The following is a 26,782-nucleotide window of genomic DNA, read 5'->3' as shown; positions in this document are numbered from 1 at the left end:
GGCGACATATAGGCTGACATAGCCGCTCTGAAAGGTTTGCGCAGAAATCATCGCGCGTCACCCCTTGCGTGGGGCGGCAAGAGCCATGGTCATCCGTATCTGTTTCGCCTAGGCCGGTCCCCGCGGCGCTACAGCGTTCGCTGGAAGAAGCGGACAATCTCGCGATTGAGATCCTTGTGAAAATCGGCGCGGTTGAAGTGTGGCGTCGGCGTGCAAATCTGCGGCGCCTCGGCCGCCAGGGCCGGAGAGCAGGGCGGCAGGAAGTCGTAATGACCTGCGCCTTCGACGCGGTGGTATTCGGGCGCGGCGCCCAGATGATCGCGGATCGGCTCGACGTTGTAGGGCGCGGGCAGAATGTCGTCGGCGCCCGCCTGCCACAGCTGAACCGGAATGCGCACGGCGGCGAGGCTGTCGGACGTGAAGGAGAAACCCAGGGCCGGGGCGGCGATGACGGCGGCCTTGATCCGGTCGTCCTTCGCACGCGGACGCCAGGTCGACAGGTCGATCCCCATCACGTCCAGCAGACGGCAGGCGAAGAAGCCGGGATGGGCCTCGCAATGGTCGCCGATGGCCGCCGCGTCCGAAACCCCGCCGATGGCCGAGGTGACCGTGAACCCGCCCGCCGAGAAACCAAAGGCGCCGATGCGGTTCGGATCGACGGCGACGCCGCCCGGCCGCGAGCGCCAGTCGCCGGTCATATAGTTGATCAGGCGGCTGAGCTGGGGCGCGCGATTGGTCAGTTGGGTGGAGCGGCTCATGTCGCGATAGTTGTCGCCGGGATGGGTCAGGGCGGCGACCACGAAGCCGGCGTCGGCCAGGGCTCTGGCGGTGTCGGCATGGCTGCGCAAGCCGCCGCCGTTGCCGTGCGAGATGACGACCAGGGGCGCGGGCCGGCCATCGGCGGGACGCGCCGGCAGCCAGACTGCGGCCTCGACCGCGCCGTCCGGTCCGCCGGGAAAGGTGAAGACCTGATCGGGCGCCTGCGGATCGATCTGGGCGCGCGCCGGGCCTTCGGCTTGTGGCGCGGTCGCCTGCACGGGCGAGGCGGCGCCGGCTAGAAGCATCAGGGCCAGGCCGAAGCCGGCGATCAGGTTTTGCGGCGGTGAGCGATGGGGCATGTCGGTTTCCGTTGGTCGAGACGACCCGCTGTTCGGGGCGAGACCGAGCGAACGCCAGCCGCATTTCGCCAATGGGCGAACGGGTGCGTGGACGGGCGAAGGGTTCGACGATAGTGGGCTGACGAGGGAAGGGACGATGACGCAGAACGCCGCTGACAGACTGAATACGCCGCGCGCCTGGGCCGTCGATCTGGCGGCCTGCGCCCTGACGGGGGCGGTGTTGGGCGCGGTCGGTCCCTTCGGCAGCTTCTTCAACGACGGGCTGGCGGTGCGGATCGGCTATTGGACGGCGGTTTTGGTGATCAGCGGCGCGGTGTTCGGCGCTGCGATCCGCTGGGCCTGGCCCAGGATGCGCCGCAGACGCGTGTCCATGCGGTTCTGGCTGCCCATGCTGATCGTCGTCGCCAGCGGGCCGACCGCCGTGATCAGCCGGATCATCGCCGTGGTCCTGTGGCCCGGCATTCGCCAGCGTGTCGGCTGGGTCGAATGGTATGGGCAGGCCCTGCTGATCGGGGCCGTCTATGTAGCGCTCTACGCCCTGTTGCGGATGCGGACGTCCGCTACGGCGACGCGATCGGATGAAGGCGATCCGGGCTTCGCGCGCACCCTGCCCGCCGGGTTGGGGCGCGACCTGATCTGCCTGCAAATGGAGGACCATTATGTGCGCGTGCACACGACGCGCGGCTCGCAGCTTGTTCTGATGTCGCTGTCGCAGGCCGTCTCGGCGTTGAAGGGCGTCGAGGGGCTTCAGACCCATCGCTCGTGGTGGGTGGCGCGCGCGGCCATCGTCGGGGTCGTCGAGGACGGCCGTAACCTGCGTATGGCCCTGACTGGTGGTCTGACGGCGCCGGTGTCCCGCGCACGGGTGGCCAATCTGCGGGCCGCCGGCTGGCTTTAGGTAAAGGGTTCTGACGGTCGTTCGCAGAAATCATCGCGCGTCACCCCTTGCGTGGGGCGGCAAGGCCTTATCTGTTGTGCGCCAGCATTCGAGGAGACCTTTTCCATGACCGACTTCAGCTATGACGCGTCCCGCCACCTGAAGAAGGGCCGGGGCAAGGTCTATGACTCGATCGTCGACACCATCGGCGACACGCCCATCGTGCGTCTGCCGCGTCTGTCGGCGGAGTACGATACGAAGGCGACGGTTCTGGCCAAGCTGGAGTTCTTCAACCCGATCGCCTCGGTCAAGGACCGGATCGGCGTGGCCATGGTCGAGGCGTTGCAGGAGGCGGGCAAGATCGATCAGGACACGGTGCTGATCGAGCCGACCAGCGGCAACACCGGCATCGCCCTGGCCTTCGTGGCGGCGGCTAAGGGGCTGAAGCTGACGCTGTGCATGCCCGAAAGCATGTCGATCGAGCGGCGCAAGATGCTGGCCCTGCTGGGCGCGCGGCTTGAGCTGACACCGGCCGAAAAGGGGATGAAGGGCGCGATCGCGCGGGCGCAGGAACTGCTGGCGACCACGCCGAACTCGATCAGCCCGTCGCAGTTCGAGAACCTGGCGAATCCCGCCATTCACCGCGTCACGACGGCCGAGGAAATCTGGAACGACACGGCCGGGGCGGTGGACATCGTCGTCGCCGGCGTCGGCACCGGCGGCACCATCTCGGGCGTCGGCCAGGCGCTGAGGGCGAAGAAGGCGTCGGTGCAGTTCATCGCCGTCGAGCCCGAGGCCTCTCCGGTGCTGTCCGGCGGCGCGCCCGGCCCGCACAAGATCCAGGGCATCGGCGCCGGCTTCGTGCCCGCCATCTATGATCCGTCGGTGGTCGATGGGGTCGAGCAGGTGTCCAACGACGACAGTTTCGACATGGCGCGCAAGGCCGCGCGGGTCGAGGGCATCCCCGTCGGCATCAGCTCGGGCGCGGCCCTGACAGCCGCCTTCCGCATCGCCGCGCGCGAAGAGAATGCGGGCAAGACCATCGTGGTGATCATCCCGTCCTTCGCCGAACGCTACCTGTCCACGGCCCTTTTTGAAGGCTTGTAAGCGGAGCCTTTAGGCCGTTCGCGTGTTCGATAACGGACGCGCGTGCGGCTCCGCTTGGGATGAGGGGCGACGCGCGGCGGATCAACAACGCCGGAGCGTTTCATGTCTGTCGCCGCACTTCGCCTGATCGCCGTCGCCGGGGTCTCGGCCCTGGCGCTCGCCGCCTGTTCCAACAATGACGACAAGGCGGCGGTCGATCCGTCGATGTCGCCCGAGCAACAGGCCGCCGCCGCCGCCAACACCCCCGTCACCGCCCAGCCGCGCCAGATCCGCAATGTGCCGGTGAATGTGCAGGGCGTGACCGACGTGGGCGCCACGGTGCGGGTCAAGAACGTCGATCTGGCCGAAGACGCGACCATCCTGGACGTCAGCATCTCGTTCGCCAGCGACATGACGAACAATGTGCAGATGGCGACCAACGCCACCTATATCGAACTGCCCAACGGCCAGAAGCTGCGTCTGAAGCCGCCCGAGGGCAATCCGAACATGAACATCGTCAAGGGCGACACCATGAACGGCCGCCTGGTCTTCATGGGCGCGGTGCCGGCCGGCGTGAACCAGATTTCGGTCGTATTTAACGAAGGCTCGACGTCGGACAGCATCATCGGTCCGTTCCTGCGCATGACCATTCCGCTGACCGCCCAGGCCGCCCAAAACCCGACGAACGGAGCGGCCGGATGACGGGACGACACGCGCCCGCCATGGCGGCGGCGCTGTTGGCCGCAGGACTGACGCCCTGCGTCGCCTCGGCCCTGACGGTGCGGCTGATGAGCGGCAGCGCCATCGGCCTGCGCTCAACCTTCGAAAAGGACATGGCCGCGCCCCGGTCCACCTTCGCCAAGTCGGGGCCGGAAAGCGCGCTGGAAAGCGTGTTCGTCTCGTCCGAGGTCGCGCCCGAACGGGTCGAGACCACCCGCAGCCTGCTCAGCGAACTGAACGCGCGGCGTACCGACGGGGTGATCGTGATCGACCTGCCGGCCGATGTTCTGTTCGACTTCGACAAGGCGACGATCCGGACGGACGCCGAGCCGGCCCTGACGCGGGCGGCGGAACTGCTGAAAAGCTATCCGCAGGCCCAGGTCAGCATCGGCGGCCATACCGACGCCAAGGGCGACGACGCCTATAACGAGGGCCTGTCTCTGCGCCGCGCGCGTGCGGTGGCGGCGCGGCTGCAACGCGAGGCCGGGCGCAGCCTGGGCGCCGAGGGCTTTGGCGAGCGGAGCCCCGTGGCCCCCAACGTCAAGCCGGACGGCTCCGACGATCCCGAGGGGCGCCAGAAGAACCGCCGCGTCGAGATCCGCATCACGCCACGCGCGGGAGGCTGAGCATGACCTTGATCCCTTGCCCCGCCTGCGGGCGTCAGGTGTCTGAGGCGGCCGTCGCATGTCCTAACTGCGGCCATCCGATCGTGGGCGACGCGGCGCGGCCGTCGGGCACGTTCAAGGAGGCGCTGACACGACCCGATGCGGTCAAGAGCGGGATCACCGTCCTAGGCGTCTTCGTCGCCGCGCCGTGGATCGCGCGGGTGCTGGCGGTCATCGCCTTCGTGATCCTGGCCATCGTGGTGGTGGTCAACAAGAGCTGATCCGGCTCACGCCCGGTTAACCGCTCGCTTCTAAGGTGGGGGGATGGGCGATCTGGCAGCCATGATCGGGGAAGAGGCGACGCCGCCGCCGCTGCGTGCGCGCCGGGCGCTGCTGAAGCGTCTGGCCGACGTCGTGTCGCTGCCCGCCAGCCGCATCAACGCCTTCGAGCGGGCGGTGACGGGCGACCTGCTGGTCGAGATGCTGCGGCTGGCCTCGCACGATGAGCGCAAGCGCGTGGCTGCACGTCTGGCCCCGCTGGCCGAACTGCCCAACAGCGTGGCGCGCATCCTGTTGCGCGACGATCCGGACATCGCCGGCCTGCTGATCGAACAATGCGCCTCGCTGAGCGATGCGGACATCGTCGGCTGTGCGCGCGACGCCAGTTTCGAACATCGGATGCTGTTGGCCGTGCGCCGGGGCCTGTCGGAAATCGTGACCGAGACCCTGTTCTCCTTCGGCGAGATGGAGGTGATCGAGGCGGTGCTGCGCAACACGACCGCCCGCCTGTCGCAGCTGGGCATCGAGACGGTGGTGGGCCTGAGCCGCCAGTCGCCGAGCCTGTGCAGCCCCCTGCTGAAACGGCCCGAGCTGAGACCCTCGGGCGCCTATGTCATGTTCTGGTGGTGCGCGCCCGAGGATCGCCGCACCATCCTGCAACGGTTCGCCGTATCGCGCGAAGTCATGCAGGAGGCGTCGGAAGACGTCTTCGTCATCGCCAATGACGAAAGCTGGTCCGATCCTGTCGCGCGCAAGGCGCTTCAGTTTATCGAGCGCCGCCAGCGCAATCGCGCCGCCATCGAAAAGAGCCCGTTCGACAATCTGGAACACGCCGTCATGGTCGCCGCCAGCGATGGCCTGACGCGCGAGACGGCGTCCGAGATCGCCTTCCTGGCCGGGATCAAGCCGCTGACGGGGGCCAAGCTTCTGGGCGATCCCGGCGGCGAGCCGCTGGCGATCCTGTGCAAGGCGACCGGGATGTCGCGCGTCGATCTGACCAATCTATGGCGCTCGATGCGGCGGCCCGAAACGACGGCGGACGGCAAGATCCATCCCGACTGGGAGCGTGTGCAGATCACCTATGAAATGCTGGCCGTCGATCGCGCCCAGACGGTGCTGCGTTACTGGAACTGGTCTTTGTCGTCGGCCCTGACGCCCACGCTGTTGCGCGCCATTCGCGACGGTGAGGATGACGCCGTCGATGAATATTCGGCGCCGGAGCGGGCGGCGATGATGGTGCTGGCCGAAGACTTCGGTCGATAGGTCTGATCACTAAAGTCGAATGCATAGACGTGCATATCGCACCGCTTATACGCGTGTTTGCTTTCACGGCGAAACAACCCTATGACGCTATTGGGGTCGTTCGGTTGGAGAATCAGCCGAACTCAATAAATCAGGAAAGCGAAGCCGATAATGGAAGATAAGCCCGAACTGCTGGAGATGACCGCAGACATCGTGTCGGCCTATGTCGGCAATAACTCGGTCTCGGCAGAGGCCCTGCCTGCGCTTATCGCCAATATTCACGCCGCCCTGTCGGGTGTGTCGAACGGTCCGGTCGAGGCCGAACCTGAACCCAAGGAACCGGCGGTGCCGATCCGCAAGTCGATCGCGCCCGATTTCCTGATCTGCCTGGAAGACGGCCGCAAGTTCAAGTCGTTGAAGCGTCACCTGCGCACCAAATACGACATGAGCCCCGAAGAATACCGCGCCAAATGGGGTCTGCCGAAAGACTATCCGATGGTCGCCCCGAACTACGCCAAGGCGCGTTCGGAACTGGCCAAGTCGATGGGTCTGGGCCAGGGCGGCCGCAAACCCGCCCGCGCCGCCGGAACCCGCGCGAAGAAATAAGCCGAGGTTTTTCGGTCTGGAGATGCCCGCTTCCATCAGGAGGCGGGCGTTTTTCTTTTGGGGCGCACGAGCATTCTCCCTCCCCGTAGCGGGGAGGGTGGCTGAGGCGCAGCCGCAGCCGGGTGGGGACGGCAGGGAGACGTCCCACGGATTTGTCTTTGATCTGATGAGTGCGCCCGTGCCGGGCCGCCCCACCCGGTCGCTGCGCGACCACCCTCCCCCGCAGGGAGGAGGGAGAAATCATTACTGCTTCAGGCCGCCTGGGCGGTCCGGCGCATGCGCCAGAAGCGCAGGGTGCGCAGGGCCGCGTCGCGGGTCAGTTCGCCGTACATGCGGCCATAGGCGGCGGCCTTGCCCATCGGATTGTCCTCGGCGCCAAGGACGGCGACGGCGTAGGTCAGATAGACGGCGCGGTCCATGTCGGCCGCCTTGCAGACCACCGACAGGGCGTCCAGGTCCTTGCGCTCGACAATGCCGCGCGCGGTGTGGAAGTCGATGTCGGCCAGCTTCGACAGGGCGATGAGGAAGGGCGTGCGACCATTCGAGCGCAGGAAGCGGATCAGGGTCTGCGGCGTCAGCTGGCCGGCGGCCTGAAGCTCGTCGATATAGGCCAGGTTCTCGGCATAGTCGGCGGGCAGGGCGCCGTCGTCGGTGGCGACGCGGGTGCGGCCGGCCGCAAGCGCCGCCTCCAGCAGGGCCGGATCCATGCGCGCGTTCTGTTCCAGGATCTGGTGACGCAGCCGCGCCTCGACGACGAAATACATCTCGTTCAGCAGGTCGGCGGGCAGGCTTTGGCGCTCGACCGTGGCGGCGTGCAGGGCCGGATTGGCCTTGGCGCGCTCGATGGCGGTTTCGGAGGCGGCGCGCGACAGCTGGGCGCCGTCGTTGCGCAGCAGGGTGTTCAAGGTGTCGTCGTCGCCGTGCTCGACGATGACGTCGGAAACCGCCTCGGACACCGTCGCGCGGCCCGAGACGGCGCGCAGATGGCCCTGGCTGCGCTTGCGCACGACTTGGATCAGATCCTCGTCGGTCAGGACGGTGGAGGCGCGCAGAACCTGTTCGGCGACCTCGATCTCGTCGTCGGCGAAACGGCGGATCAGGCTGTGGGGGGCGTTGGGAGCCTGGGCGAAACGGGCGGCCAGTTCGGCGCGGACCGCGACCTCCATCTCGGCCGACAACTTGGCCAACACCGTGCCGTAGAGCGCGGTTTCATTGGCGTTGGGCGCCGGCGCGCCGAAGAAGTGGGCCGTCAGTTCGCGCAGCAGCAGACGACGCTTCTCGCTGGACTCCTCGCTGGCCAGGGCGATGAGTTCGGGCAGGCGCGAGCCCTTGATCTCGGCAGGTTCGATCACGGCGCGATCGTTCATGGCAGGTTGTCGGCTTCGGTCTGGGGCACGGCGCGCAGGGCGCCGTTGGCGTTGCGGATCAGGGCAGGCGGACCGTCCGGCTGGGCCAGGTCGCTGGATTGCGGCGTCTGGGCCATCTGGACGGGCAGGGCGTCGAGGTAGGTCTGCTGCGGCGCAGGGATGGCGTCGGGGTGACGGCCGGCCTGGCGGTGGACCGAATAGTAGCGGGCGCTGTTGTCGCCGGCTGTGGGCGTCGGGGCGGCCTGACCGCTGGCGGCGACGGCGGCGGCGTCCAGCGGCGCGCCGGCCTGGGGCCGTTGCAGGCGATAGATGGGGGCGTCGCGGCGCGGGGCCATCGGATCGGCGACGGCCGCCTGAGCCTGCTGGGGCGCGGGTTGCGGCTCGGCCTGCGCGGCCTGTTGCGGGATGGGCGCCGGCTCGGCCTGCCTCTGAGGTTCAGGCTCAGGTTGAGGCGCGGAGGCTTGCTGTTCCGGAACATAGGGCGAGGGCGCGACGCGCGTCGCCGTCGCCTGCGGCGGTGCGGTTTCTACGGGTGCGGCCTCTACGGGTGCACTATGCGCAGGCTCGGCCGGCGTCGGGGCACGCTGGGGCATCCAGGCGCTGGCGGGCGTCAGGCCGTTGCTGCGCGGCGTGGAGATCGAGGGGGTGACCGAAGGCGCGGGCGACAGGCGGGCCAGGGGAATGGCGCCGGGCAGGGAGCGATTGGCGGCGGTCACGGTCGGGGCGGGCGCCTCGGCCTGAATGACGGCGGGCGTCGGGGTCGCACGGGCGGCGACCGCCGGCTTGCCGGGCCAGGACAGGTAGCGCAGACCCGACGCGTTGGTCGGCGCCTGTTGCGCCACGGCGGCGCCGGCCGCCAGATTGACGGCGGTCAGGACGATCGAAACTGCGAGGGCGCGGCGCACGGCGGCTCTCCGGAGAGGAATTCCAGCGCACACACTAGGGCTCGGACCCTTAATCCCGCGCTAATGTGAAGCCAGGATTCGACAACGACCGCGTGTCAGCCGCGACCGGGCAGATAGTTGTCGGTGAAGGCGTCGCGCCAGTTCAGACCGGCCTCGTAAACCCCCGCTTTCGAGGTCACGTCGAAGAAGGCCTGCCAGCGTTCCTCGGTCAGGGCGCCCAGGCCGTAAAGCGCCGCGTCGCCGCCATCGACGATGGCGTAGTCGCGCAGGCGTTCGCGGGCCTGATCCAGCACAGCCTGGGTCATGTCCGGGTTGTCCTTGCGGATCAGGGCGTCGGCGGCCGAGGCGTCGCCCCGAATATAGTCGCGCCACCCTTCCGCCGAGGCGGCGATGAAGCTGCGCAGCGCCGCCGCATTGTCGCGGGCGAAGGCGTTTGGCGCCAGGACCATGGCGGCATAGGAGGGATAGCCCTCGTCGGCCAGCAGGAAGACGCGCGGATCGAAATCGGCCGCCTGTTCGATGGCGTAGGGATCGCTGGTCAGATAGCCCTGCTGCACCGCCCGCGCATTGGCGATGAAGGCGGCGGGGTCATAGGCGAAGGGGCGCAGCTGCTCGTCGGTAAAGCCGTATTTGGCCTTCAGCCAGACCCAGAAGGTGCTGATCCCGGCCTCGGACAACAGGAAGGGCCGGCCAGCCAGATCGGCGATGGTCTCCAACGCCTCGTCCGGATGGGCCATCAGGACCTGCGGATCCTTCTGGAAGAAGGCGGCGACCGCCTTCACCGGCGCGCCGGACGCGACCAGGTTCAGGGGGATGAAGCTGTTGGAACCCATGCCCAGTTCGACCGCGCCCGAGGCCAGCAGTTGCGGCACGTTCACGCCGGGGCCGCCCTGGACGATCTGGACGTTCAGCCCCCGCTTCTCATAGGCCCCGCTGGCGAGGGCCTGATAGAAGCCGCCCTGTTCGGCCTGGGCGCGCCAGTCGGTGGCGAAACGCAGCCGCACGCGACCCTGTTCGTCGACCGGCGCCTCGGCCCGCCCGCAGGCCCTAAGCCCGATCGCCCCCGCCGCCACAGCCGCCCCGCCCGCGATCAGCGCACGGCGACGGGTCAGCAGGCGATTCCCCAACAAGCTCATGCCCCTGACTTACGGGGCGATAGGGGCCTTGGGAAGGCGGGGCGTCAGTCGGCCGCGTTGTCTGATGTCGAGGAGGCCTAGGAGCCGGGACTTTGGGAAAGGACGTAGCGGATGGGAGCGACACAGCGAATGCCCGCGTCGAACCCGGAGTCGGCCCGACCAGTACGAACGAGGCGAACGCCGCCGTCGCCGAATGCGGCAGCAGGCTGGGCGTCAATGAGCGTTACGTTGCCCACCTCACCCCAGCTGGTGAGATCGAAGCGCACACGCGCCCAACCCTCGATTCCGCGATCCCTGAAAGCTTGAGGGTAGGTTTCGGACGCCGCGCGAGCTTGGAAGCGCGCGCCGACTTCGGGGGGGCAATTCTGCAGTGGATCGTCGCTGATCTGCCGCATTACCGGGGCAGGTAAGTTTTCGCCGTTGCGATAGAAGTTGAACACGCATCCTTTCAGGGGCCCTCCGCTCTCGACCACGGTTTCCGATACGGCCCGTCGCGTTTCGGCGTCAAAGGCCGTATCGCCCGCTGAACCCAAGGTCTCGACATCGACGGCGCGTCCATCGGCTTCGACGTCCCAGCGAACGACCGTCCAGGATTGGCCGCCTGGCGGTGGACGCTGTCCGATCTTGTAGTCCGGATAGCTGACGACGCGAGGGGCGCGACCGCCTCTGCGCTCTCCTCCGCAGTTGGCGTTTGGCCCGGCGAGACGAGCAGCCACGGCGTCGCGGATGGGGCCGCGGGTCCTCGTGACTGCGAAATATCGCAGCAGATCGCTGGTCGTCGCCTCCACGAGGGGCTGGAAGGCGTAGCGGATCGTTAGGATGCAGTCACGACGAGGGCCCTCGAAGCGCCAGGCGGCGAGGGCGGCCTGTTCTTGCTGCGAGGCGATATCGGTCGGAATGATGACACGGATAGGACCGGGCGTCGTAGTCTGAGGCGAGCGAATGTCGAAGGTGCGACCCGTGTCATCGACGCTGAAGAGCAGGGAAACGGCCGTCCGATCCCGTCGAGATGGGCCGGTGGTTTCCAAGCGAAGGTCGTCGGAATAGGTCGGCTGAACCGCCTGGCCGTCACATTGGATGTCGGTCGAGGGTATCCGAAACACGGCCTGATCCGGCGATGTCGCACTTTGATGGCGCACGACCGGCGCTTGCGCCCACGCGGGCGCGTTAATCGTCAGGGTCAGGCCGAGGCCGAACAGGATCGCGCGCATGGGTGTCTCCGACTGCACCTCAGGGGTGCATCTGGCGCAGCGGCTGTCTAGTGCGACTTCATGTCGTCGGCGCCACAATTGAGCGAGGGGACGAAGCGTGCGGGCGGACCCGTGCTCTTCGTCCCCTCGCCAAGTCCGGGTTGGACTTGGCCGTTCGGGTCTGGACCTCGGCGTCAGCGTCGTTTCGGGCGAACCCGAAAGGGCGGTCGGCTGTATCCTGTCGCGCTCCTGGTCTTCGGCGTTCCGCGGCATTTTAGTCCGCGTCGTCCGTCGATCCCGATCCGGTTCTCCTGTCTGTCGTCGATCCGAAGACCGTCGAGGGCTGGAGCCTGGATCCCGCCTGTCGCACGTTACGATCCGAAGATCGCCCGAAGCGCCGGGTCGGAGAGCCGGGCCGGTTCGCTGGAGGTCCAGGTCTCCCTGGATTTCCGCTGCCCCGTGTCCCTTGGCCTGTTGACGTTCGGACCAAACCGGCTATGAGGCAAGCGCCCGAACTCGCCCCGATGTGCACGATTGGCCCGGCGGCGGTGGACAAGCCTGTGAACATCGGTGGACGGATCAAATTCGCGATTGCGGATCAGCGTCTTGTCTTGTCCACAGAAACGCGGCGATAGAGCGCTATGTCCGGCGTCGGACACATTGCGCTGCAACCGTGCGGCGCGCTTTGGGTTCTGTGATCAACGGACAAAAGTCCTTGGGGGAATTCGTTGTCCAACACCGGCTCTGACCACGCCTTGTCGATCGGCATCAATCGCAGCCAGCTGGCCCAGATGTTCGCCCATGCGCCGGGGTTCATGGCGCTGGTCACGGGGCCGGACCATCGGTTCGAGCTGACCAATCCCAACTACCAGAAGGTGATCGGCCACCGCGAGGTGATCGGGCGCACGGTGGGCGAGGTGCTGACCGATGCGGTGGCGCAAGGCTATCTGGATCTGCTGGACCAGGTTTACCGCAGCGGCGAGGCGCACCGGGCCGACAGCGCCCTGTACGCCGTTCAGGCCGAGCCGGGCGGCGAGGTCGTGGACCGTTACGTCGATTTCGTCTTCCAGCCGCTGAAGGCGGACGGTCGGGTCTGGGGCGTATTCATCCAGGGGATGGATGTGTCGGATCGCCACCGGGCGGACCAGGCGCTGGCGCTGAGCGAAGCGCGATACGGCGCCCTGTTCGCGGCGATGGCGACAGGCTTCTGCGTCATCGAGATGAAGTTCGACGCGGCCGATCGGCCCGTCGATTACAGGATCGTCGAGGGCAACAAGGCCTTCGAGGAGATGACCGGCCTGGTCGACCCTTACGGCAAATGGGTCAGCGAGATCGCGCCGGGGCTGGAGCAGCACTGGTTCGATCTTTACGGCGGGGTGGCGCGGACGGGCGAGCCGGTCCGTTTCGAGAACCCGGCCGACATCTTTGGTCGCTGGTATGACGTTCAGGCGCTGCGGATCGGCCAGCCGGGCGCGTGGCAGGTCGCTATCCTGTTCAACAACATCACCGAGCGCAAACAGAGCGAGACACGTCAGAACGCGCTGCTGGAGCTGAACGACGCGATCCGCGACCTGACCGACGCCGGCGACATCGCCCAGGCCTCCGCCCAGGTTCTGGCCCGCACCATGGGCGTGAGCCGGGCCGGATACGGCACGGTGGACACGGTCGCCGAAACCATCACCATCGCCCGCGACTTCAACCAGCCGGGGGTGAGCAGCATCGCCGGCGTCCTGTCATTCCGCGACTACGGGTCCTATATCGAGGACATCAAGCGCGGCGAGACGGTGGCGATCGACGACGTCGCCCTCGATCCGCGCACGGCTGATACGGCCGAGGCTCTGAAGGCCATCAGCGCCGGGTCGTTCGTCAACATGCCGCTGATGGAACAGGGGCGGGTCGTGGCGATGGTGTTCGTCAACCATGCGACGGCGCGTCACTATACCGACAGCGACCTGCGCCTGATGCGCGAGGTGGCCGAACGGGTTCGCACGGCGACCGAGCGCGCCCGAAGCGAGGCGGCCCTGCGCGACAGCGAGGCCCAGTTCCGGGTCTTCGCCCAGGCCACGCCGATCCAGATATGGGCCAGTTGGGCGGACGGGTCGCTGTATTGGTTCAACCCCCAGGTCTATGCCTACTCCGGCCTTGCAGAGGGCGCGTTGGACGGCACGACCGGGTGGGGCAAGATCGTTCATCCGGACGACCTGGACTGGGCGTCCGAGCGATGGGTCCAGGCCCTGGCCAGCGGCCAGGTCTATGAGAACGAGTTCCGCATCCGCCGCCACGACGGCGTCTATCGCACCTTCATGGTGCGGGCCGAGCCCGTCCATGACGAAGAGGGGCGGATCCTGCGCTGGGTCGGGTCCAACACCGACATCGAGGACCTGCGCCGCCAATCGGCCGAACTGGCGCGGTTCAACGAGACGCTGGAAGAACAGGTCGCCGAACGCACCAGCGCCCTGATGCAGGCCGAGGAGGCGCTGCGCCAAAGCCAGAAGATGGAGGCGGTCGGACAGCTGACCGGCGGCATCGCCCACGACTTCAACAATCTGCTGGCCGGCATCAGCGGCAGCCTGGAACTGATCACCAACCGGATCGCGCAGGGGCGTCATGCCGAGGTGGAGCGGTTCACGGTGGCGGCGCAGGGGGCGGCGAAACGGGCGGCGGCCCTGACGCACCGGCTGCTGGCCTTCTCGCGGCGTCAGACCCTGGATCCCAAGCCGACCGATCCCAACCGCCTGATCCGCGGGATGGAGGATTTGGTGCGGCGCACGACCGGGCCGGGCGTCGAGGTCGAGGTGGTCGCCGGCGCTGGCCTGTGGCCCGTGTTGATCGACGCGCACCAGCTGGAAAACGCGGTGCTGAACCTGTGCATCAATGCGCGCGACGCCATGCCGAGCGGGGGACGTCTGACGATCGAGACCGGCAATCGCTGGATCGACGCGCGCACGGCCAAGGCCCAGGATCTGGAGCCCGGCCAATATGTCTCCATCTGCGTCAGCGACACCGGCACGGGCATGGCGCCGGAGGTGGCGGCGCGCGCGTTTGAGCCCTTCTTCACCACCAAGCCGCTGGGCGAGGGGACGGGCCTGGGCCTGTCGATGATCTATGGCTTCGTGCGCCAGTCGGGCGGGCAGGTGCGGATCTATTCCGAGGCGGGCGAGGGGGCGATGATCTGCCTGTATCTGCCGCGCCACTTCGGCGAGGTGGACGACGCCGATCTGATCCCCGAGGTCGAACAGGCCCCGCGCGCCCAGGCCGGCGAGACGGTCATGGTCGTGGACGACGAGCCGACGGTGCGGATGCTGGTCGCCGAAATCCTGCATGAACTGGGCTATCAGTGCATCGAGGCGTCCGACGGCGTGGCGGGGCTGAAGCTGCTGCAATCGGGCGCGCGGATCGACCTGCTCGTGACTGATGTGGGTCTGCCGGGCGGGATGAACGGGCGTCAGATGGCGGATGCGGCGCGGATCGATCGGCCGGACCTGAAGGTGCTGTTCATCACCGGCTATGCCGAGAATGCGGTGGTCGGCAACGGGCACCTGGATCCCGGCATGCACGTCATGACCAAGCCGTTCGCCATGGAGGCGCTGGGCAGTCGGATCCGCGAACTGATCGAGGCGAGCTAGAGGCGGGCGTTCAGCCAGGTGCGGATCGCCTTGCGCGCGCCGCGCGCGGCCGGGCCGCCGAAATGCAGGAAGCCGTGCGGGGTCTCGGGCACACGGATCAGGTCCGCGTCCGACGCCTCACCCCAGCGCGTGGCCATCAACAGACTGTCTTCGAACAGAGGGTCCTGCTCGCCGGCGAGGAACAGGGCGGGCGGCAGGCCGGTCAAGTCGGCATACAGGGGCGAGACGTCGGGCTGGCGCAAGGCCGCCTCGTCGCGATCCGGCGCCAGACGCGCCAGATCGGCCTGCATCGTCGGGCCATTGAACAGCAGGGTTTCTGGCCCCGCAGAGCGCACGCTTTCCGTGCCCGACAAGTCGAAGACGCCATAGGTGAAGACGCAGCCCTTCACCAGGTCGATCAGCCCCTGGTCGCGCAGGGCGACGGCGGTCAGGGCGGCCAAATGTCCGCCGGCGGATTCGCCCGCCAGAAACAGGGTTGAGGCGCCCAGTCGATCGACATTCGTGACCGTCCAATAGGCGGCGGCCAGACAGTCGGCGATGGCGGCGTCGATATAGATCTGACGCCGCTCGGACAGCAGGCGATAATCCACCGAGACGACGCAGAAGCCGTGATGCGCCAGATGGGCGTTCAGTCGGTCGTTCAGCCCGGCGCTGCCCAGCACCCAGCCGCCGCCGTGGATGTCCAGAATGACGGCGCGCGGCGTGCCCGTCGGATGCAGGATGCGCAAGGGAACGGGGTGGTCGCCGTCCGTGTGGACGATCTCGACGGTTACGCCGCGCTTCCTGAGACGCGGGGTGGTGCCCCGCCCGGCGGCCGCGTCCAGCCACAGCGACAGCCGCTGGCCGGCGTCAATCCGCCAGCCGTCGGTGCGCAGACGCGGCGCGCGGGCGAGGACGGCGTTGGTCCGCCGCACCGCCGCCTGCTGGGGCGGGGCGAATTCGACGAGATGGCTGCGCAGGGTCATGAAGCTTGAGTGTGCAGCGGCGGGTTTGGTTTCAAGTCCGGGCCTTTGGCGCAGCCTCGTCAGCCACGACAAAGCCGGTTATCGTCCGCCCCATGAAACGGCTCACCCCCTTCGGCGTCCTGTTGATCTTTGGCCTGATCGGGCTTTTGACGGGCAAGTTCGGCCTGTGGTTTGCGTTCGGCCTGGTCGCCTGCATCGCCGTCAGCGTGATGCAGAACCGGGGCGCGGCGAAGACGCCGCCCGGGGATCCGGAAAGTCAGGGTTAGGCCCTAAAGCCGTCCTCGCCAGAGTGACGAGCCGTTCGGTCTCTACCCGGCCAAGGCCGCCTTCTTCTCTTCCAGCTCCAGCCATTCCAGTTCGGCGGATTCCAGCTCGGCGCGGGCTTTCTCGGCGGACTTCATGGCGGCGTCAAAGGCCTTGGGGTCGCGGGCGTAGAGGCCGGGGTCGGCCAGGGTCGCGTCGTGTTTGGCGATGGTCGCGGGCAAGGTGTCGATCAGGGCTTCCAGCTCCTTGAGGCGGTGGGCGTCCTTGAAGGAAAGTTTGGCGGTCTTCTTGGGGGCGACGGCGGGCGGCGGCGCCTCGGCGGCGCGCTGGGCGGCGGCCTTGTCCTGGGGGCGGGGGTTCGCGCCGGGCTGGAGGAAGCCGGGGTTCTGGCGGATGAAATCGGTCCAGCCGCCGGGGGTCTCGACGATGTCGCCCCGTCCGTTTAGGGCCAGGGTCGAGGTGGACAGGCGGTCGATGAAGTCGCGGTCGTGGCTGACCAGGATCAGGGTGCCGTCATAGCCCTCCAGCAGCTCTTCCAGCTTGTCCAACGTGTCCATGTCCAGGTCGTTGGTCGGTTCGTCGAGGATCAGCATATTGGCGGGCTTCGCCAACGCCCTGGCCAGCAGCAGGCGGTTGCGCTCGCCGCCCGACAGGGTCGAGATCGGCTGGCGCAACTGGGCCTCGGAGAACAGGAAGTCCTTGGCATAGGCGGCGACGTGTTTGGAAACGCCGCGCACCAGAATGCTGTCGCCGCCGCCCGGCGTCAGGGCGTCCCACAGGGTCATGTCCGACTTCAGCCCCTCGCGCGACTGATCCAGATAGACCGGCTCGAGGTTCGCGCCCATGCGCACCGTGCCCTCGTCGGGGACGAGTTCGCCCAGCAGGGTCTTGACCAGGGTGGTCTTGCCCGCGCCGTTGGGACCGACGATGCCCAGACGGTCGCCGCGGATGATGCGGGTGGTCAGGTCCTTGAACAGGGTGCGGCCGTTGAAGCCCTTTGAGACATGCTTGATCTCGGCGACCAGCTTGCCCGAGGTCGAGCCGGAATCGACGCCGAGATAAAGCTCGCGCGGCACATCCTTCATCTTCTCGGCGCGTTCGGCGCGCAGCGCCTGAAGTGAGCGGGCGCGGCCCTCGTTGCGGCTGCGGCGGGCGGTGATGGAGGAGTAGAAGGTGGCGGTCTCGCGCTCGATGGTCTTGGTCAGGCGGCGCAGGGATTCGGCCTCTTCCTCCAGCACCTTGGAGGACCATTCGTCGAACTCGACGAAGCCCTTGTTCAGAGTGCGGACCCGGCGGCCTTCCAGCCAGTGGACGGTGTTGGTGACGCGGTTCAGGAAGGCGCGATCGTGGCTGACGACCAGCAGGGCGAACCGGGCCTGAATCAGCTCGTTCTCCAGCAGTTCGATGGCCAGGATGTCGAGGTGGTTGGTCGGCTCGTCCAGCAGCAGCAGGTCGGGTTCTTCGGCGAAGGCCTTGGCGAGCGCCGCGCGGCGGGTTTCGCCGCCGGACAGGCCTTGGGTCGACTTCGCCGGATTTAGCCCGAAGGTCTCCAGCCAGCTTTCGGCCGTCCAGGTCTCGGCCTCGCCCGATGACGCATAGTCCAGCAGAGTTTCGCCAGTGATGACCGGCTCTTGCGGCACATAGGCGAAGCGCACGGCGGACTGGATCGAGCGGTCGCCGCTGTCCGGTTCGATCAGGCCCATGACGACCTTCATCAGGGTGGACTTGCCCGCGCCATTGCGCCCCACGAGGGCGGCGCGGCTGCGCGGTTCGACCGCGAGGTCGACGCCGTCGAAGAGGGGGCGCTGGCCGTCCTGAAGACGGACGTCCTTGAGTGCGACGAGAGGGGGTCTGGCTGCCATGGGCGGCCATATAGAGGAGGGCCGGGCGAACCGCCACGACCTTTGACATTTGACAGTTACCGTCCGGTTGGTATGTAACGCGAATGGACAGCACTACACGCCGCCGCGCGCCTGACGACACCCGCGCCGAGATCATCGAAAAGGCCTTGGAAGTCGCCGCCGAACTGGGGGCGCCAGGCTTCACCCTGGATGCCGTTGCGTCGCGCACGAGTGTCAGCAAGGGCGCGCTTTTGCATCACTTCCCCAGCAAGACCGCCCTGCTGGAAGGCATGGTCGATCATCTGGGGGCCATGCATGTCGACAGCGTGCTTGCGGAGGCGGCGCGTGATCCCGAACCCTATGGTCGAAGCGCCCGCGCCTATCTGAGGGTCACGGTCAATGAGCCGGTGACGCCGCAGGACGTGAGCATCGGCCGTGTTGTTCTGGCCGCCTTCGCCATCGAGCCCAGCCTGGTTCTGCGCTGGAAGGCCTGGATGGACCGGATCAAGATCGACGATCCCGAGGATCCCGTCGGAGCCGACGACGCCTTGATGCTGCGCCTTCTGGCCGATGGTCTGTGGGTGTCGGATTTGTTCGGGATGCATCACGTCTCGACCGAGCAGCGCAAGGCCTTGTTGTGTCTGCTGACGCCAGGGCACACGATCACGGCCAACGATCTGTGAGCCCGCTTACCTGGGCCGCGCTGCTGGGCGCCATCGCGCTGGAGGTCGCGGGCACGACGATGCTGCAGGCCTCGCAGCAGTTCACGCGGGCCTGGGCGACGGCGGGGATGGCGGTCTGCTACGGCCTGGCGTTCTACCTGCTGTCGATCGCCTTGCGGCAGATGCCGGTGGGGATCGCCTATGCGATCTGGAGCGGGTTGGGGGTGGTGCTGATCTCGGTGATCGGGACGGTGGTGTTCCGCCAGAGGCTGGACCTGCCGGCGATGGTCGGGCTGGCGATGATCGTCGGCGGAGTGGTGGTGATCAACCTGTTCTCCAAGACGGTCGGGCATTGAGGCTGTGACAAGCGGCGGCGCGGCGCGTATGAGGCGCGCCATGCAGCCCTACTGGGAAACCAAGACCCTGGCCGAGATGTCGCCTTCAGAGTGGGAGGGGCTGTGCGACGGGTGCGGGCTGTGCTGCGTGATCCGGTTCGAGGACGAGGATACGGGCGAGGTCATTCCAACACGGGTGCATTGCAAGCTGTTCGATCCGAACGCCTGCGCCTGTTCGGACTATGCGAACCGCAAGGCCCAGGTGCCGGACTGCATCAAGCTGACGCCCGGAAACATCGAGGCGTTGGAGTGGATGCCCAAGTCGTGCGCCTATCGCCGGCTGCACGAGGGGCGGCCGCTGGCGAAATGGCATCATCTGATCTCGGGCAGTCGCGAGACGGTCCATACGGCGGGCGTGTCGGTGCGGGGCCAGACGATTTCGGAGCTGGCGCTGGCCGAGCCGGAAGATGCGCTGGACTTCGAGGCGCCGGAATGGACGGTCGAACGGGGCCGGGAGCGATAGGGTAGCACCCCCTAGCCAGCGCAATGACGCTGGTTGAAAGGCTGCGAAAACAAGCCATTGGCGAATTATGTGGGCGTTCTTCCGGCCTGAGGACGCTGGTCCGCTATGGTTTGGGCATGACGGGAAATCGGGATGACGAAGAGGGCGGCTGCGGCGGCGCGCGCGAGACGGCTGCGTCCTGCGCCGGGTGGATGGAGCCCCTGTTCCTGATGATGAATGGCAAGATCGAAGAGACGGCCAAGAGCGTCTGCGAGACGGACGTCAAGGACGCCGCCGTCGCCGAAAAGGTCGCGCGCCAGATCGGGGTGATCGCGCGGTCGGCCAAGGCGGTCGAGGCGATGCGACTGCTGTGCCTGAGCGACAACGAAGAGGACGAGATGGGTGGACGAACCTACGACCCCGCCGAAGACGAGCGAATCCGAAGAGAACTGCTCGTCGAATACGAGCGGATCGACAGCATCATCGAGAGAAAGGATGCTGAAGCAGCTGAGCGGGCGCGCGCTAAGGCTGAAGCGCAATCATGCGCGGCTGCTGGAGCACCAACACAAGCCGCGTGACCTCGACCTTAGGACTTGGCTGCTGTTGGGGGGACGGGGGTCGGGCAAGACCTTCGCCGGGTCGGTCTGGATCGACAAGATGGCGCGAAAGCTGCCCGGCATCACCCTGGCCCTGGTCGGCCCCGCCCTGCACGACGTGCGCGAGGTGATGGTGGAGGGGGCGTCGGGGATCAAGGCGCTGGCGGAGCCGGGCGACCGGCCGCGTTGGGAAGCGGGGCGGCGTCGGCTGGTGTGGGGCAATCAGTCGGCCGCCTATGCGTTTTCGGCCGAGGATCCAGACAGTCTGAGGGGGCCGCAGTTTCATGCGGCCTGGGCGGACGAGTTCTGCGCCTGGCGACGACCGGAGCTGGTGCTGTCGAACCTGAGATTCGGACTGCGGCTGGGGGAAGAGCCGCTGCTGGCGGTGACGACGACGCCCCGGCCGATCCCGGCGTTGAGACGACTGATGGCCGAGGCCGGGACGGTGACGGAACGGGCGGCGACGGCGCTGAACGCGCAGAACCTGTCGCCCGGCTTTCTGGCGCATCTGAACGACGTCTATGGCGGGACGCGGCTGGCGGCGCAGGAACTGGAAGGTGTGGTGGTCGAGGGGGAGGGCGCCCTGTTCCGCATCGCGGACCTGAAACGGGCCAGGGGTGCGCGGCCGGCCGAACTGGACCGGATCGTCGTGGCGGTGGATCCGCCGGCGACCGCGACCGGAGACGCCTGCGGCATCGTGGTCGTGGGGCGAAAAGGTCGCCAAGCCTTCGTGCTGGCCGACCGGACGGTGCAGGGACGCTCGCCCCAGAGCTGGGGCGGGGCGGTCAGCGCGGCCGCACGCGAGTTCGGCGCGCACGAGGTGGTCGCCGAGAGCAATCAGGGCGGCGACATGGTGCGCTCGGTTCTGGCCATCAGCGCGTGTCCCTGCCGGATCGAGATGGTCCACGCCTCGCGGTCCAAGGCGGCGCGGGCCGAGCCGGTGGCCCTGCTCTATGAACAGGGGCGGGTGGTCCACTGCGACGCCTTCCCGGCGCTGGAGGAAGAGATGCTGGCGCTGGGCAGCGAGGGCGGACCCAGCCCGGATCGGGCCGACGCCCTGGTGTGGGCGATCACGCGGCTGATGCTGGGGCCGCAGTCGGCGGGACCGCGATTGCGGGGGCTTTAGAGCCTCAAGATTTCAACGACAGGAGAGACGATATGCCGGCCATTCCCGAACGGGACGGATTGCTGAACCATGGGCGCGACGCGGGCGGGCCGGCGAGGCGCGCGGCGGCGGTCACGGCCAGCGACGCGGCCGATCTGACGACCTACGCCAAGGCGTTGTACGTCGGCGGGGCGGGCAATGTCCGTGTGCTGACGGTCGGGGCCGAGGACGGTGATGTCGTGACCTTCGCCAACCATCCGGTGGGGTGGTTGCCGGTACAGGTTCGCCGGGTGCTGGCGACCGGGACGACGGCGACGCAGATCGTGGCGGCCTTCGACTGATGTCGGGGGTCGAGATCGGAGCGGCGACGGCGGCGCCGGGCGGGGTTCTGGGGAGGGCGCGGTTCGCCGCGCCCGACCTGCCCGTCTGGTCGGCGGCGGTCAGGACGATGCAGGCGGGCGGGCGCGAGGCGCGGCTGCTGTGCATCGGCGACAGCGTGACCCAAGGCTATGGTGCGGTCTCCGGCGGCTGGACGCCGAACGGTCGGGCGAGCGCCTGGCCCGAGCGGCTGGCGGCGATGATGACTGGTCGGGGCCTGCCGGCCTCGGCGGCGTCGGTCGCGGGCGCTGGGGCGGCGGACGGGGCGAGCGGGGGTTACTCCGCCTATGATCCGCGCGTGACGCTGGGGGCCGGGTGGGGCGTCAACACCCTGACAGGGATGGGCGGCAAGCTGTTCTCGGGCGCGGCGTCGTCGACGGGCGTCTGGAGTTTTCAGCCGAACGGGCCGGTCGATCGGTTCGATCTGTGGGCCGTGACCAATACGGCGCTGGGGGTGCTGACGGTCGAGACGGACGGGGTGGTGCGGGCGACGGTGAGCACCACCAAGGCGGCGTCGATGGAGGTTGCGACCGTGGCGTTTCCCGAGACCGCCGGGCCGGTGAGCGTGCGCTGGGCCTCGGGCGGGGCGGTGTTCATCGCGGGCGGAGTCGCAGGACGGTCGGACGTGCGCCGGGCGCGGGTGATCAATGCGGGTTGGGGCGGGGCCAGGATCGCGGACTGGAGCACGACGGATCAGCCGTACCGGGCGTATGGGTCGATCCTGGCGGCGGCGCCTGATCTGTCGGTCGTGTGTCTGACGATCAACGACTGGAACGCGGGGACGGCGGTCGCGACTTATAAGGCCGGGCTGGGGACGCTGGTGGATCGGTGCCTGACGACAGGGGACGTGCTGCTGATGACGGGATGTCCGTCGGATCCGGCCCAGGGCAAGGCGAGTTATGCCGCGCAAGCCGCGTTGCGGGACGCGTTGTTCGAGGTGGCGGCGACGCGAGGGTTGGCGGCGCCCATCGACGGGACGGCCCTGTTCGGCGGCAGTTTCGCCGGCGGGCTGATGTTCGATTCCGTCCATCCCAATGCGGCGGGCCAGGCGAGGATCGCCGAGGCGGTGCGGGCGCGTGTGATGATCTGAGGTTGTCGCGCGCGCTCGCGCAATGGTAACCGTGGCGGATGGGGGAGCGGTTCTACGGGGTGCAGGCGCTGCGGTTCGCGGCGGCGACGGCGGTGGTCGTCACGCACGCCGTGGATCTGGCCGGGACGCGGCTGGGGCTGGAGACGGCGGTGGGCGGCGGCACGCTGGAGAATTTCGGCGCCGTGGGCGTGGACGTGTTCTTCGTCATCAGCGGCTTCATCATCGCCACGACGACGCGCGGTCAGACGGGCGTGGGCGCGGCCGGGGCCTTCCTGTGGCGGCGGTTTCGACGGGTGGCGCCGATCTATTGGCTGCTGTCGCTGCCGATCCTGATCGGTATGGCGCGGGGCGGGACGCTGAGCGCGGACGTGGCGGCGGCGACGTTCCTGTTCTGGCCGTTCAGCGGACTGGAGATGACGTTTCCGGCGCTGGGGCCGGGGTGGACCCTGTGTTTCGAGATGCTGTTCTACGCCGGGTTCGGCCTGGCCATAGCGGGCAGGGCGATGGCGGGCGGCCGGCAGGTCGGCTGGGGGCTGGTCGAAGCCTATGCAGTGATGCTGGCGGTCGGATTGGTCGTGGCGGCGCCGGTTCTGAGGTTCTGGGGCGCGCCGATCATTCTGGAGTTCCTGCTGGGCGTCGGGATCGCCTCGGCGTGGCGGTTCGCGCCGCGTCGGTTGGGGCTGTGGGCGGTCGGTCTGGCGCTGGTCGGGTTCGGGTTGAGCCTGGTCTTTGGCTATGGCGGCATCGACGATGTGCGGGCGCTGAACGATCCGTGGAACGGGTTGAGGCGGGCAGCGGTCTGGGGTCTGCCCAGCGCGCTGCTGGCGTTCGGCGTGGTGCGGATGGAGCGGACGGATCGGGCGCCGGGGCGGCTGGCGCGGGCGGCGGCCTTCATGGGGGATGCGTCCTACTCGATCTATCTGGTCCATGTGCTGGTCATCCGGACCCTGGGGCGGATGTTCGAGAGCGGGATGGTCGCCCTGCCGGGGGATGCGGTGGTGGTGGTGACGGTGCTCGCCAGTCTCGCGGCGGGGGCGGTCGTGCATGTGTTGGTGGAGCAGCCGCTTCTGAAATTTATGCGTCCCTCTCCCGGCGGGAGAGGGCTTGAGCGTCCGAGAGCATAGCGATCGGTCAACGCGAAAGGGTGAGGGGCAGATGGTGCGAATTGGCCCGCCAAACGACCATCATCCGGCTCTTCGAGCCACCTTCTCCCACTGGGAGAAGGGACAAGAAATCTGAGGAGACTGCGATGGTTTCGATCCGGTGGCCATTCGGCCAGACGGGGCGCGTGGGCGCGCCCGAGGCGAAGAAAAGCCGGGCGGGCGGGGTGATCGCCTTGTCGGGGGTGGGGCGGCCCAGGTGGACGCCCAACGACTATGCCAGCCTGGCGCGCGAGGGGTATCAGAGGAATGCCGTGGCGTATCGCTGCATCCGCATGATCGCAGAGGCGGCGGCGGCTGCGCCGTTCGCGGTGTTCGTGGACGGGGCGCGCGACGAGGCGCATCCGCTGGCGAAACTGATGCGTCGGCCCAATCCCGAGCAGTCGGGGGCGGAGCTGATGGAGGCGGTCTATGGCGCGCTGCAGGTGTCGGGCAACGCCTATGTCGAGGCGACCGGCGATGCGGACGGGGACGGCGCGCCGGACGAGCTGTGGGCGCTGCGGTCCGACCGGGTGAAGGTGGTTCCGGGCCGATCAGGCTGGCCCGAGGCGTGGGATTATTCCGTGGACGGACGGTCGGTGCGAATCGGGCGGGCGGCGGACGGCTGGGCGCCGGTGATGCACCTGAAGCTGTGGCACCCGCTGGACGACTGGTACGGGCTGTCGCCGCTGGAGGCGGCGGCGCAAGGGGTGGACGCGCACAATGCGGCGGGCGCGTGGAACAAGGCCCTGCTGGACAATGCCGCGCGGCCGTCGGGGGCGCTGGTCTATGGGGCGAGGAACGGCGAGCGGCTGACGGACGGGCAGTTCGAGGCGCTGAAGGATCAGCTGTCTAACGTCTATGCCGGGGCGGCGAACGCAGGGCGGCCGATCCTGCTGGAAGGCGGGATGGACTGGAAGCCGCTGAGCCTGACGCCGGCGGAAATGGATTTCACGGCGGGCAAACATGCGGCGGCGCGCGAGATCGCCCTGGCGTTCGGGGTTCCGCCGCAGCTACTGGGGATACCGGGCGATGCGACCTACGCCAACTATCGCGAGGCCAATGCGGCCTTCTGGCGACAGACGGTGATCCCGCTGGTGAGAAAGGCGGCGGGCGCGATGACGGGCTGGCTGGGCGAGCGGTTCGCGGGGTGCGAAATCCGGGCGGACCTGGATGCAGTCTCGGCGCTGCAGCCCGAGCGTGACGCCCTGTGGGCGCGGCTGGAGGCGGCGAGCTTCCTGACCGACGAAGAGCGTCGGCGGATGGCGGGATTGGGGGCATGACCGAACACTATATCCGGCGCGTGCCGACGGCGCTGCTGATCGCCGTCGTGGTGCAGACGGTGGGCGGCCTGGTCTGGGCCGGGGGCGCCGCGGCGCGGATCGCGACGCTGGAGCAGCGGGTCGGGGAGCAGAGGCTGGTCGCCGAACGGTTGGCGCGGCTAGAGGTCCAAGGCGAGGCGACGGCGGCGGCGGTGGAGCGGATCGAGCGTAGGTTGGAGGGGAAATGAGCGCACTGGCCATCGAAGGCTACGCCTCGCTGTGGGGCGTGGCGGATCTGAACGGGGACGTGGTGCAGGCGGGGGCGTTTGCGGACAGTCTGGCCAAGACGGGCGCCGAGGGCGTGCGGATGCTGAACCAGCACGATGCGCGGGCGCCGGTCGGGGTCTGGGAGCAAATCGTCGAGGATGCGCGGGGCCTGTTCGTGCGCGGTCGGATCGAGGACTGGTCGGCCGAGGCGCGGTTCGCCGGGGCGTTGAGCCGAGCCGGGGCGCTGGATGGGCTGTCGATCGGCTACCGCACGGCGCGGGCCCGGCGTCAGGGACGGCTGCGCGTGCTGAGCGCGGTCGAGCTGTGGGAGGTGTCGCTGGTGACGTTTCCGATGCTGCCGGGGGCGCGGTTCAGTTTGGCTTGAGGGCCTGGAAAGCGCCATTGCGGTCGAGGGTTTCGGCGAGGGCGGCCATCTGGGCGCGGCCCTTCTTGCCGTGGAGATAGCGCAAGGCCCAGCCGGCGAGCACCAGGCCGAAGATCCAGCCGACGTGCAGCACCAGGTTGGCGAACAGGATGAAGACGGCCGCCAGCGCATAGGCGCCGAGATAGACCAGGGCCAGCTGGCCGCCGCGCGAGGCCGTGGGGTTCGACAGGCCGGCGATGATCTCGGCCAGGCCCGGCGAGGTGGCGGCGGACGGCAGGGCGTGATCGGAGGGCTTGGATGCCGGTTGGGGCGCGGGTCTGGATTGCTTTTGCGGCGTGGCCTGGGCGGCGGGTGCAGCGGCCGGTCGGGCGGGTTTTGGCCTGGGCGGGATCGGGTCCGGCGTGCGCCGGGCGGGACGGAACAGGATCGAGCGGCCGGCTTCGTCGACGGTGAAGACCTCTTCGAAGGCGGTGGTCGAGAAGTCGATGGCGCGGGTGTCCTGGCCATAGCTCTGGCCATGCAGGGCCGTCAGCCGGCCTTGGCGCAGCTCGATCTGGAAGCCGACGGGGTCGGGCAGGCCGGCGACCATGACATGGACCGTGCCGAACAGGCCGGTGGCGTCCGGGTTGGCGATCGCGCGGTCCGCATCGACGACGATCTGGGAATAGAGGCCGGCGCCGGTGTTGCGACGAAGGCCCGGCGAACTGGCGGCGACCTGGGCGCGGAGATCCGGCACGCTGTCGCCCATCTGCCAAATCATGGCGTCCATGACGGCGCTTTCGAGGGGCGTCAGGTGGGACATGGGGCGTCAGTCCGCCTGGGCGCCCACTGCCTTTTCCATCTCGGCCTTGAGCGCCTGCATTTCGTTGGTGATGGCTTGCATCTCGGCGGTGCATTGCTCCTGAGTGATCGTCGTCGCCCGTTCAGACGCCTTGCCCTTGTCATAGGCCGCCAGAAGGAAGGCCGAGGCCTCACGCTTCTGCGGGTCGGTTTCGTTCGCCAGCGCCGCTCGCACCTGCGCGCCGACTTCGGGCGGGAACTGACGCTCGCAGGTTCCCAGCGTCTCGAACATTCGGGTCATGCCGCCAAAGACCTGGCTGACTTGCGCCGCCTGTTCGGGAGGCAGTTTGGAAACATCAGGTTGCGACTGAACCAGAAGCGCGCCGGAAAGGGCCAGAGCAAGCGTGAGCATGTGAAGCGATCCTCGAGAGAGCAGGATCGGTAGCACGGTTTC

General features: G+C 68.1%; 29 protein-coding genes. 20 read left to right on the top strand and 9 right to left on the bottom strand.

The annotated features are described in order from the left end of the window. Positions 1–128: 128 nt before the first annotated feature. A complete protein-coding gene (locus ABIC32_RS06350; RefSeq protein ID WP_354073227.1) occupies positions 129–1,118 on the bottom strand; it encodes an alpha/beta hydrolase family protein in 990 nt (329 codons plus the stop codon). A gap of 136 nt (positions 1,119–1,254) precedes the next feature. Between ABIC32_RS06350 and ABIC32_RS06345 the strand changes: the two genes are divergently transcribed. The 7 genes from ABIC32_RS06345 (at position 1,255) to ABIC32_RS06315 (ending at position 6,533) form a co-directional block, all read left to right on the top strand. Then, entirely contained in the window at positions 1,255–2,016 is a 762-nt protein-coding gene (locus ABIC32_RS06345) for a LytTR family DNA-binding domain-containing protein (RefSeq protein WP_354073225.1), read from the top strand. A 105-nt stretch (positions 2,017–2,121) separates the two neighbouring features. Continuing rightward, positions 2,122–3,102 carry a cysteine synthase A gene (gene cysK, locus ABIC32_RS06340; protein ID WP_354073223.1) on the top strand — a complete coding sequence of 327 codons (981 nt, stop codon included), beginning with the start codon at positions 2,122–2,124 and terminating at the stop codon, positions 3,100–3,102. A gap of 102 nt (positions 3,103–3,204) precedes the next feature. After that, positions 3,205–3,783, top strand: coding sequence for a hypothetical protein (locus ABIC32_RS06335; protein ID WP_354073221.1), 579 nt, complete (start codon positions 3,205–3,207; stop codon positions 3,781–3,783). Next, complete coding sequence (locus tag ABIC32_RS06330; RefSeq protein WP_354073219.1) at positions 3,780–4,427, top strand: OmpA family protein; 648 nt, start codon at positions 3,780–3,782, stop codon at positions 4,425–4,427. The genes ABIC32_RS06335 and ABIC32_RS06330 overlap by 4 nt, the downstream gene beginning before the upstream one ends. 2 nt (positions 4,428–4,429) lie before the next feature. Continuing rightward, a complete protein-coding gene (locus ABIC32_RS06325; RefSeq protein WP_354073218.1) occupies positions 4,430–4,687 on the top strand; it encodes a zinc-ribbon domain-containing protein in 258 nt (85 codons plus the stop codon). Positions 4,688–4,730: 43 nt separating this feature from the next. Continuing rightward, a complete protein-coding gene (locus tag ABIC32_RS06320; protein WP_354073216.1) occupies positions 4,731–5,948 on the top strand; it encodes a DUF2336 domain-containing protein in 1,218 nt (405 codons plus the stop codon). 150 nt (positions 5,949–6,098) lie between these two features. Beyond that, the gene (locus tag ABIC32_RS06315) at positions 6,099–6,533 is read left to right on the top strand and encodes a Ros/MucR family transcriptional regulator (protein ID WP_055753018.1); all 435 of its coding nucleotides are present in this window, start codon (positions 6,099–6,101) and stop codon (positions 6,531–6,533) included. Positions 6,534–6,784: 251 nt separating this feature from the next. Here ABIC32_RS06315 and ABIC32_RS06310 read toward each other — a convergent pair whose 3' ends face one another. The 4 genes from ABIC32_RS06310 to ABIC32_RS06295 all read right to left on the bottom strand — a co-directional run bounded on the left by ABIC32_RS06310 (position 6,785) and on the right by ABIC32_RS06295 (position 10,969). Further along, positions 6,785–7,900 carry a DUF2336 domain-containing protein gene (locus ABIC32_RS06310; RefSeq protein WP_039244673.1) on the bottom strand — a complete coding sequence of 372 codons (1,116 nt, stop codon included), beginning with the start codon at positions 7,898–7,900 and terminating at the stop codon, positions 6,785–6,787. Beyond that, a complete protein-coding gene (locus ABIC32_RS06305) occupies positions 7,897–8,805 on the bottom strand; it encodes a hypothetical protein (protein ID WP_354073213.1) in 909 nt (302 codons plus the stop codon). Before ABIC32_RS06305 ends, ABIC32_RS06310 begins: the two co-directional genes overlap by 4 nt. A gap of 95 nt (positions 8,806–8,900) precedes the next feature. Next, entirely contained in the window at positions 8,901–9,941 is a 1,041-nt protein-coding gene (locus ABIC32_RS06300; RefSeq protein WP_153925769.1) for an ABC transporter substrate-binding protein, read from the bottom strand. Between the two features lie 77 nt (positions 9,942–10,018). After that, positions 10,019–10,969 carry a hypothetical protein gene (locus ABIC32_RS06295; RefSeq protein WP_354073211.1) on the bottom strand — a complete coding sequence of 317 codons (951 nt, stop codon included), beginning with the start codon at positions 10,967–10,969 and terminating at the stop codon, positions 10,019–10,021. A gap of 890 nt (positions 10,970–11,859) precedes the next feature. Between ABIC32_RS06295 and ABIC32_RS06290 the strand changes: the two genes are divergently transcribed. Further along, positions 11,860–14,757: a PAS domain S-box protein gene (locus tag ABIC32_RS06290; protein WP_354073209.1), complete on the top strand. Its 2,898-nt coding sequence runs from the start codon at positions 11,860–11,862 to the stop codon at positions 14,755–14,757. Here ABIC32_RS06290 and ABIC32_RS06285 read toward each other — a convergent pair. Further along, the gene (locus ABIC32_RS06285) at positions 14,754–15,722 is read right to left on the bottom strand and encodes an alpha/beta hydrolase (protein ID WP_354073207.1); all 969 of its coding nucleotides are present in this window, start codon (positions 15,720–15,722) and stop codon (positions 14,754–14,756) included. The two genes, ABIC32_RS06290 and ABIC32_RS06285, sit on opposite strands and share 4 nt — an antisense overlap. Positions 15,723–15,814: 92 nt before the next feature. Between ABIC32_RS06285 and ABIC32_RS06280 the strand changes: the two genes are divergently transcribed. Beyond that, positions 15,815–15,988, top strand: a complete 174-nt coding sequence (locus ABIC32_RS06280; protein WP_354073206.1) for a hypothetical protein — start codon at positions 15,815–15,817, stop codon at positions 15,986–15,988. 42 nt (positions 15,989–16,030) lie between these two features. On the opposite strand, the gene ABIC32_RS06275 is transcribed toward ABIC32_RS06280, so the two are convergent. After that, a complete protein-coding gene (locus ABIC32_RS06275; RefSeq protein WP_354073204.1) occupies positions 16,031–17,848 on the bottom strand; it encodes an ABC-F family ATP-binding cassette domain-containing protein in 1,818 nt (605 codons plus the stop codon). 83 nt (positions 17,849–17,931) lie between these two features. Here ABIC32_RS06275 and ABIC32_RS06270 point away from each other — a divergent pair, with 83 nt between their 5' ends. The 11 genes from ABIC32_RS06270 (at position 17,932) to ABIC32_RS06220 (ending at position 25,548) form a co-directional block, all read left to right on the top strand. Beyond that, a complete protein-coding gene (locus ABIC32_RS06270; protein WP_354073202.1) occupies positions 17,932–18,510 on the top strand; it encodes a TetR/AcrR family transcriptional regulator in 579 nt (192 codons plus the stop codon). Beyond that, complete coding sequence (locus ABIC32_RS06265) at positions 18,507–18,845, top strand: DMT family transporter (RefSeq protein WP_354073200.1); 339 nt, start codon at positions 18,507–18,509, stop codon at positions 18,843–18,845. The genes ABIC32_RS06270 and ABIC32_RS06265 overlap by 4 nt, the downstream gene beginning before the upstream one ends. A 40-nt stretch (positions 18,846–18,885) precedes the next feature. Next, positions 18,886–19,347: a YcgN family cysteine cluster protein gene (locus tag ABIC32_RS06260; protein ID WP_091749164.1), complete on the top strand. Its 462-nt coding sequence runs from the start codon at positions 18,886–18,888 to the stop codon at positions 19,345–19,347. A 116-nt stretch (positions 19,348–19,463) separates the two neighbouring features. Beyond that, on the top strand, positions 19,464–19,904 hold the full coding sequence (locus tag ABIC32_RS06255; RefSeq protein WP_354073198.1) for a hypothetical protein: 441 nt from the start codon (positions 19,464–19,466) through the stop codon (positions 19,902–19,904). Beyond that, positions 19,822–21,048 (top strand): DNA-packaging protein, encoded by a 1,227-nt coding sequence (locus ABIC32_RS06250; protein ID WP_354073196.1) that lies wholly within the window; start codon positions 19,822–19,824, stop codon positions 21,046–21,048. The genes ABIC32_RS06255 and ABIC32_RS06250 overlap by 83 nt, the downstream gene beginning before the upstream one ends. 32 nt (positions 21,049–21,080) lie before the next feature. Continuing rightward, complete coding sequence (locus tag ABIC32_RS06245; protein ID WP_354073195.1) at positions 21,081–21,368, top strand: spike base protein, RCAP_Rcc01079 family; 288 nt, start codon at positions 21,081–21,083, stop codon at positions 21,366–21,368. Continuing rightward, positions 21,368–22,495 carry an SGNH/GDSL hydrolase family protein gene (locus tag ABIC32_RS06240; protein ID WP_354073193.1) on the top strand — a complete coding sequence of 376 codons (1,128 nt, stop codon included), beginning with the start codon at positions 21,368–21,370 and terminating at the stop codon, positions 22,493–22,495. The genes ABIC32_RS06245 and ABIC32_RS06240 overlap by 1 nt, the downstream gene beginning before the upstream one ends. 38 nt (positions 22,496–22,533) lie before the next feature. Continuing rightward, positions 22,534–23,619: an acyltransferase family protein gene (locus tag ABIC32_RS06235; RefSeq protein WP_354073191.1), complete on the top strand. Its 1,086-nt coding sequence runs from the start codon at positions 22,534–22,536 to the stop codon at positions 23,617–23,619. A 125-nt stretch (positions 23,620–23,744) separates the two neighbouring features. Then, the gene (locus tag ABIC32_RS06230) at positions 23,745–24,917 is read left to right on the top strand and encodes a phage portal protein (RefSeq protein WP_354073189.1); all 1,173 of its coding nucleotides are present in this window, start codon (positions 23,745–23,747) and stop codon (positions 24,915–24,917) included. Next, a complete protein-coding gene (locus ABIC32_RS06225; protein ID WP_354073187.1) occupies positions 24,914–25,144 on the top strand; it encodes a hypothetical protein in 231 nt (76 codons plus the stop codon). Before ABIC32_RS06230 ends, ABIC32_RS06225 begins: the two co-directional genes overlap by 4 nt. Then, positions 25,141–25,548 carry an HK97 family phage prohead protease gene (locus ABIC32_RS06220; RefSeq protein WP_153926103.1) on the top strand — a complete coding sequence of 136 codons (408 nt, stop codon included), beginning with the start codon at positions 25,141–25,143 and terminating at the stop codon, positions 25,546–25,548. Before ABIC32_RS06225 ends, ABIC32_RS06220 begins: the two co-directional genes overlap by 4 nt. On the opposite strand, the gene ABIC32_RS06215 is transcribed toward ABIC32_RS06220, so the two are convergent. Further along, positions 25,535–26,350, bottom strand: a complete 816-nt coding sequence (locus ABIC32_RS06215) for a hypothetical protein (protein ID WP_354073185.1) — start codon at positions 26,348–26,350, stop codon at positions 25,535–25,537. The genes ABIC32_RS06220 and ABIC32_RS06215 overlap by 14 nt on opposite strands. 6 nt (positions 26,351–26,356) lie before the next feature. Beyond that, positions 26,357–26,740, bottom strand: a complete 384-nt coding sequence (locus ABIC32_RS06210) for a hypothetical protein (RefSeq protein ID WP_354073183.1) — start codon at positions 26,738–26,740, stop codon at positions 26,357–26,359. Positions 26,741–26,782 lie beyond the last annotated feature (42 nt).

This window comes from Brevundimonas sp. 1080 (assembly GCF_040545985.1).
In the GTDB taxonomy this organism is placed as follows: Bacteria; Pseudomonadota; Alphaproteobacteria; order Caulobacterales; family Caulobacteraceae; genus Brevundimonas.
Note: the sequence above shows the minus strand (reverse complement) of the source record. Positions and strands in the feature narration are given on the sequence as shown.

Excerpts from the sequence above, each read along its gene's own strand:
- ABIC32_RS06310 (WP_039244673.1), bottom strand. The coding sequence starts at position 7,900 with ATGAACGATCGCGCCGTGATCGAACCTGCCGAGATCAAGGGCTCGCGC.
- ABIC32_RS06285 (WP_354073207.1), bottom strand. The coding sequence starts at position 15,722 with ATGACCCTGCGCAGCCATCTCGTCGAATTCGCCCCGCCCCAGCAGGCG.
- ABIC32_RS06350 (WP_354073227.1), bottom strand. The coding sequence starts at position 1,118 with ATGCCCCATCGCTCACCGCCGCAAAACCTGATCGCCGGCTTCGGCCTG.
- ABIC32_RS06275 (WP_354073204.1), bottom strand. The coding sequence starts at position 17,848 with ATGGCAGCCAGACCCCCTCTCGTCGCACTCAAGGACGTCCGTCTTCAG.
- ABIC32_RS06280 (WP_354073206.1), top strand. The coding sequence starts at position 15,815 with ATGAAACGGCTCACCCCCTTCGGCGTCCTGTTGATCTTTGGCCTGATC.
- ABIC32_RS06210 (WP_354073183.1), bottom strand. The coding sequence starts at position 26,740 with ATGCTCACGCTTGCTCTGGCCCTTTCCGGCGCGCTTCTGGTTCAGTCG.
- ABIC32_RS06215 (WP_354073185.1), bottom strand. The coding sequence starts at position 26,350 with ATGTCCCACCTGACGCCCCTCGAAAGCGCCGTCATGGACGCCATGATT.
- ABIC32_RS06270 (WP_354073202.1), top strand. The coding sequence starts at position 17,932 with ATGGACAGCACTACACGCCGCCGCGCGCCTGACGACACCCGCGCCGAG.
- ABIC32_RS06220 (WP_153926103.1), top strand. The coding sequence starts at position 25,141 with ATGAGCGCACTGGCCATCGAAGGCTACGCCTCGCTGTGGGGCGTGGCG.
- ABIC32_RS06260 (WP_091749164.1), top strand. The coding sequence starts at position 18,886 with ATGCAGCCCTACTGGGAAACCAAGACCCTGGCCGAGATGTCGCCTTCA.
- ABIC32_RS06235 (WP_354073191.1), top strand. The coding sequence starts at position 22,534 with ATGGGGGAGCGGTTCTACGGGGTGCAGGCGCTGCGGTTCGCGGCGGCG.
- ABIC32_RS06325 (WP_354073218.1), top strand. The coding sequence starts at position 4,430 with ATGACCTTGATCCCTTGCCCCGCCTGCGGGCGTCAGGTGTCTGAGGCG.
- ABIC32_RS06345 (WP_354073225.1), top strand. The coding sequence starts at position 1,255 with ATGACGCAGAACGCCGCTGACAGACTGAATACGCCGCGCGCCTGGGCC.
- ABIC32_RS06315 (WP_055753018.1), top strand. The coding sequence starts at position 6,099 with ATGGAAGATAAGCCCGAACTGCTGGAGATGACCGCAGACATCGTGTCG.
- ABIC32_RS06255 (WP_354073198.1), top strand. The coding sequence starts at position 19,464 with ATGACGGGAAATCGGGATGACGAAGAGGGCGGCTGCGGCGGCGCGCGC.
- ABIC32_RS06300 (WP_153925769.1), bottom strand. The coding sequence starts at position 9,941 with ATGAGCTTGTTGGGGAATCGCCTGCTGACCCGTCGCCGTGCGCTGATC.
- ABIC32_RS06335 (WP_354073221.1), top strand. The coding sequence starts at position 3,205 with ATGTCTGTCGCCGCACTTCGCCTGATCGCCGTCGCCGGGGTCTCGGCC.
- ABIC32_RS06250 (WP_354073196.1), top strand. The coding sequence starts at position 19,822 with ATGCTGAAGCAGCTGAGCGGGCGCGCGCTAAGGCTGAAGCGCAATCAT.
- ABIC32_RS06225 (WP_354073187.1), top strand. The coding sequence starts at position 24,914 with ATGACCGAACACTATATCCGGCGCGTGCCGACGGCGCTGCTGATCGCC.
- ABIC32_RS06320 (WP_354073216.1), top strand. The coding sequence starts at position 4,731 with ATGGGCGATCTGGCAGCCATGATCGGGGAAGAGGCGACGCCGCCGCCG.
- ABIC32_RS06240 (WP_354073193.1), top strand. The coding sequence starts at position 21,368 with ATGTCGGGGGTCGAGATCGGAGCGGCGACGGCGGCGCCGGGCGGGGTT.
- ABIC32_RS06330 (WP_354073219.1), top strand. The coding sequence starts at position 3,780 with ATGACGGGACGACACGCGCCCGCCATGGCGGCGGCGCTGTTGGCCGCA.
- ABIC32_RS06230 (WP_354073189.1), top strand. The coding sequence starts at position 23,745 with ATGGTTTCGATCCGGTGGCCATTCGGCCAGACGGGGCGCGTGGGCGCG.
- ABIC32_RS06245 (WP_354073195.1), top strand. The coding sequence starts at position 21,081 with ATGCCGGCCATTCCCGAACGGGACGGATTGCTGAACCATGGGCGCGAC.
- cysK (WP_354073223.1), top strand. The coding sequence starts at position 2,122 with ATGACCGACTTCAGCTATGACGCGTCCCGCCACCTGAAGAAGGGCCGG.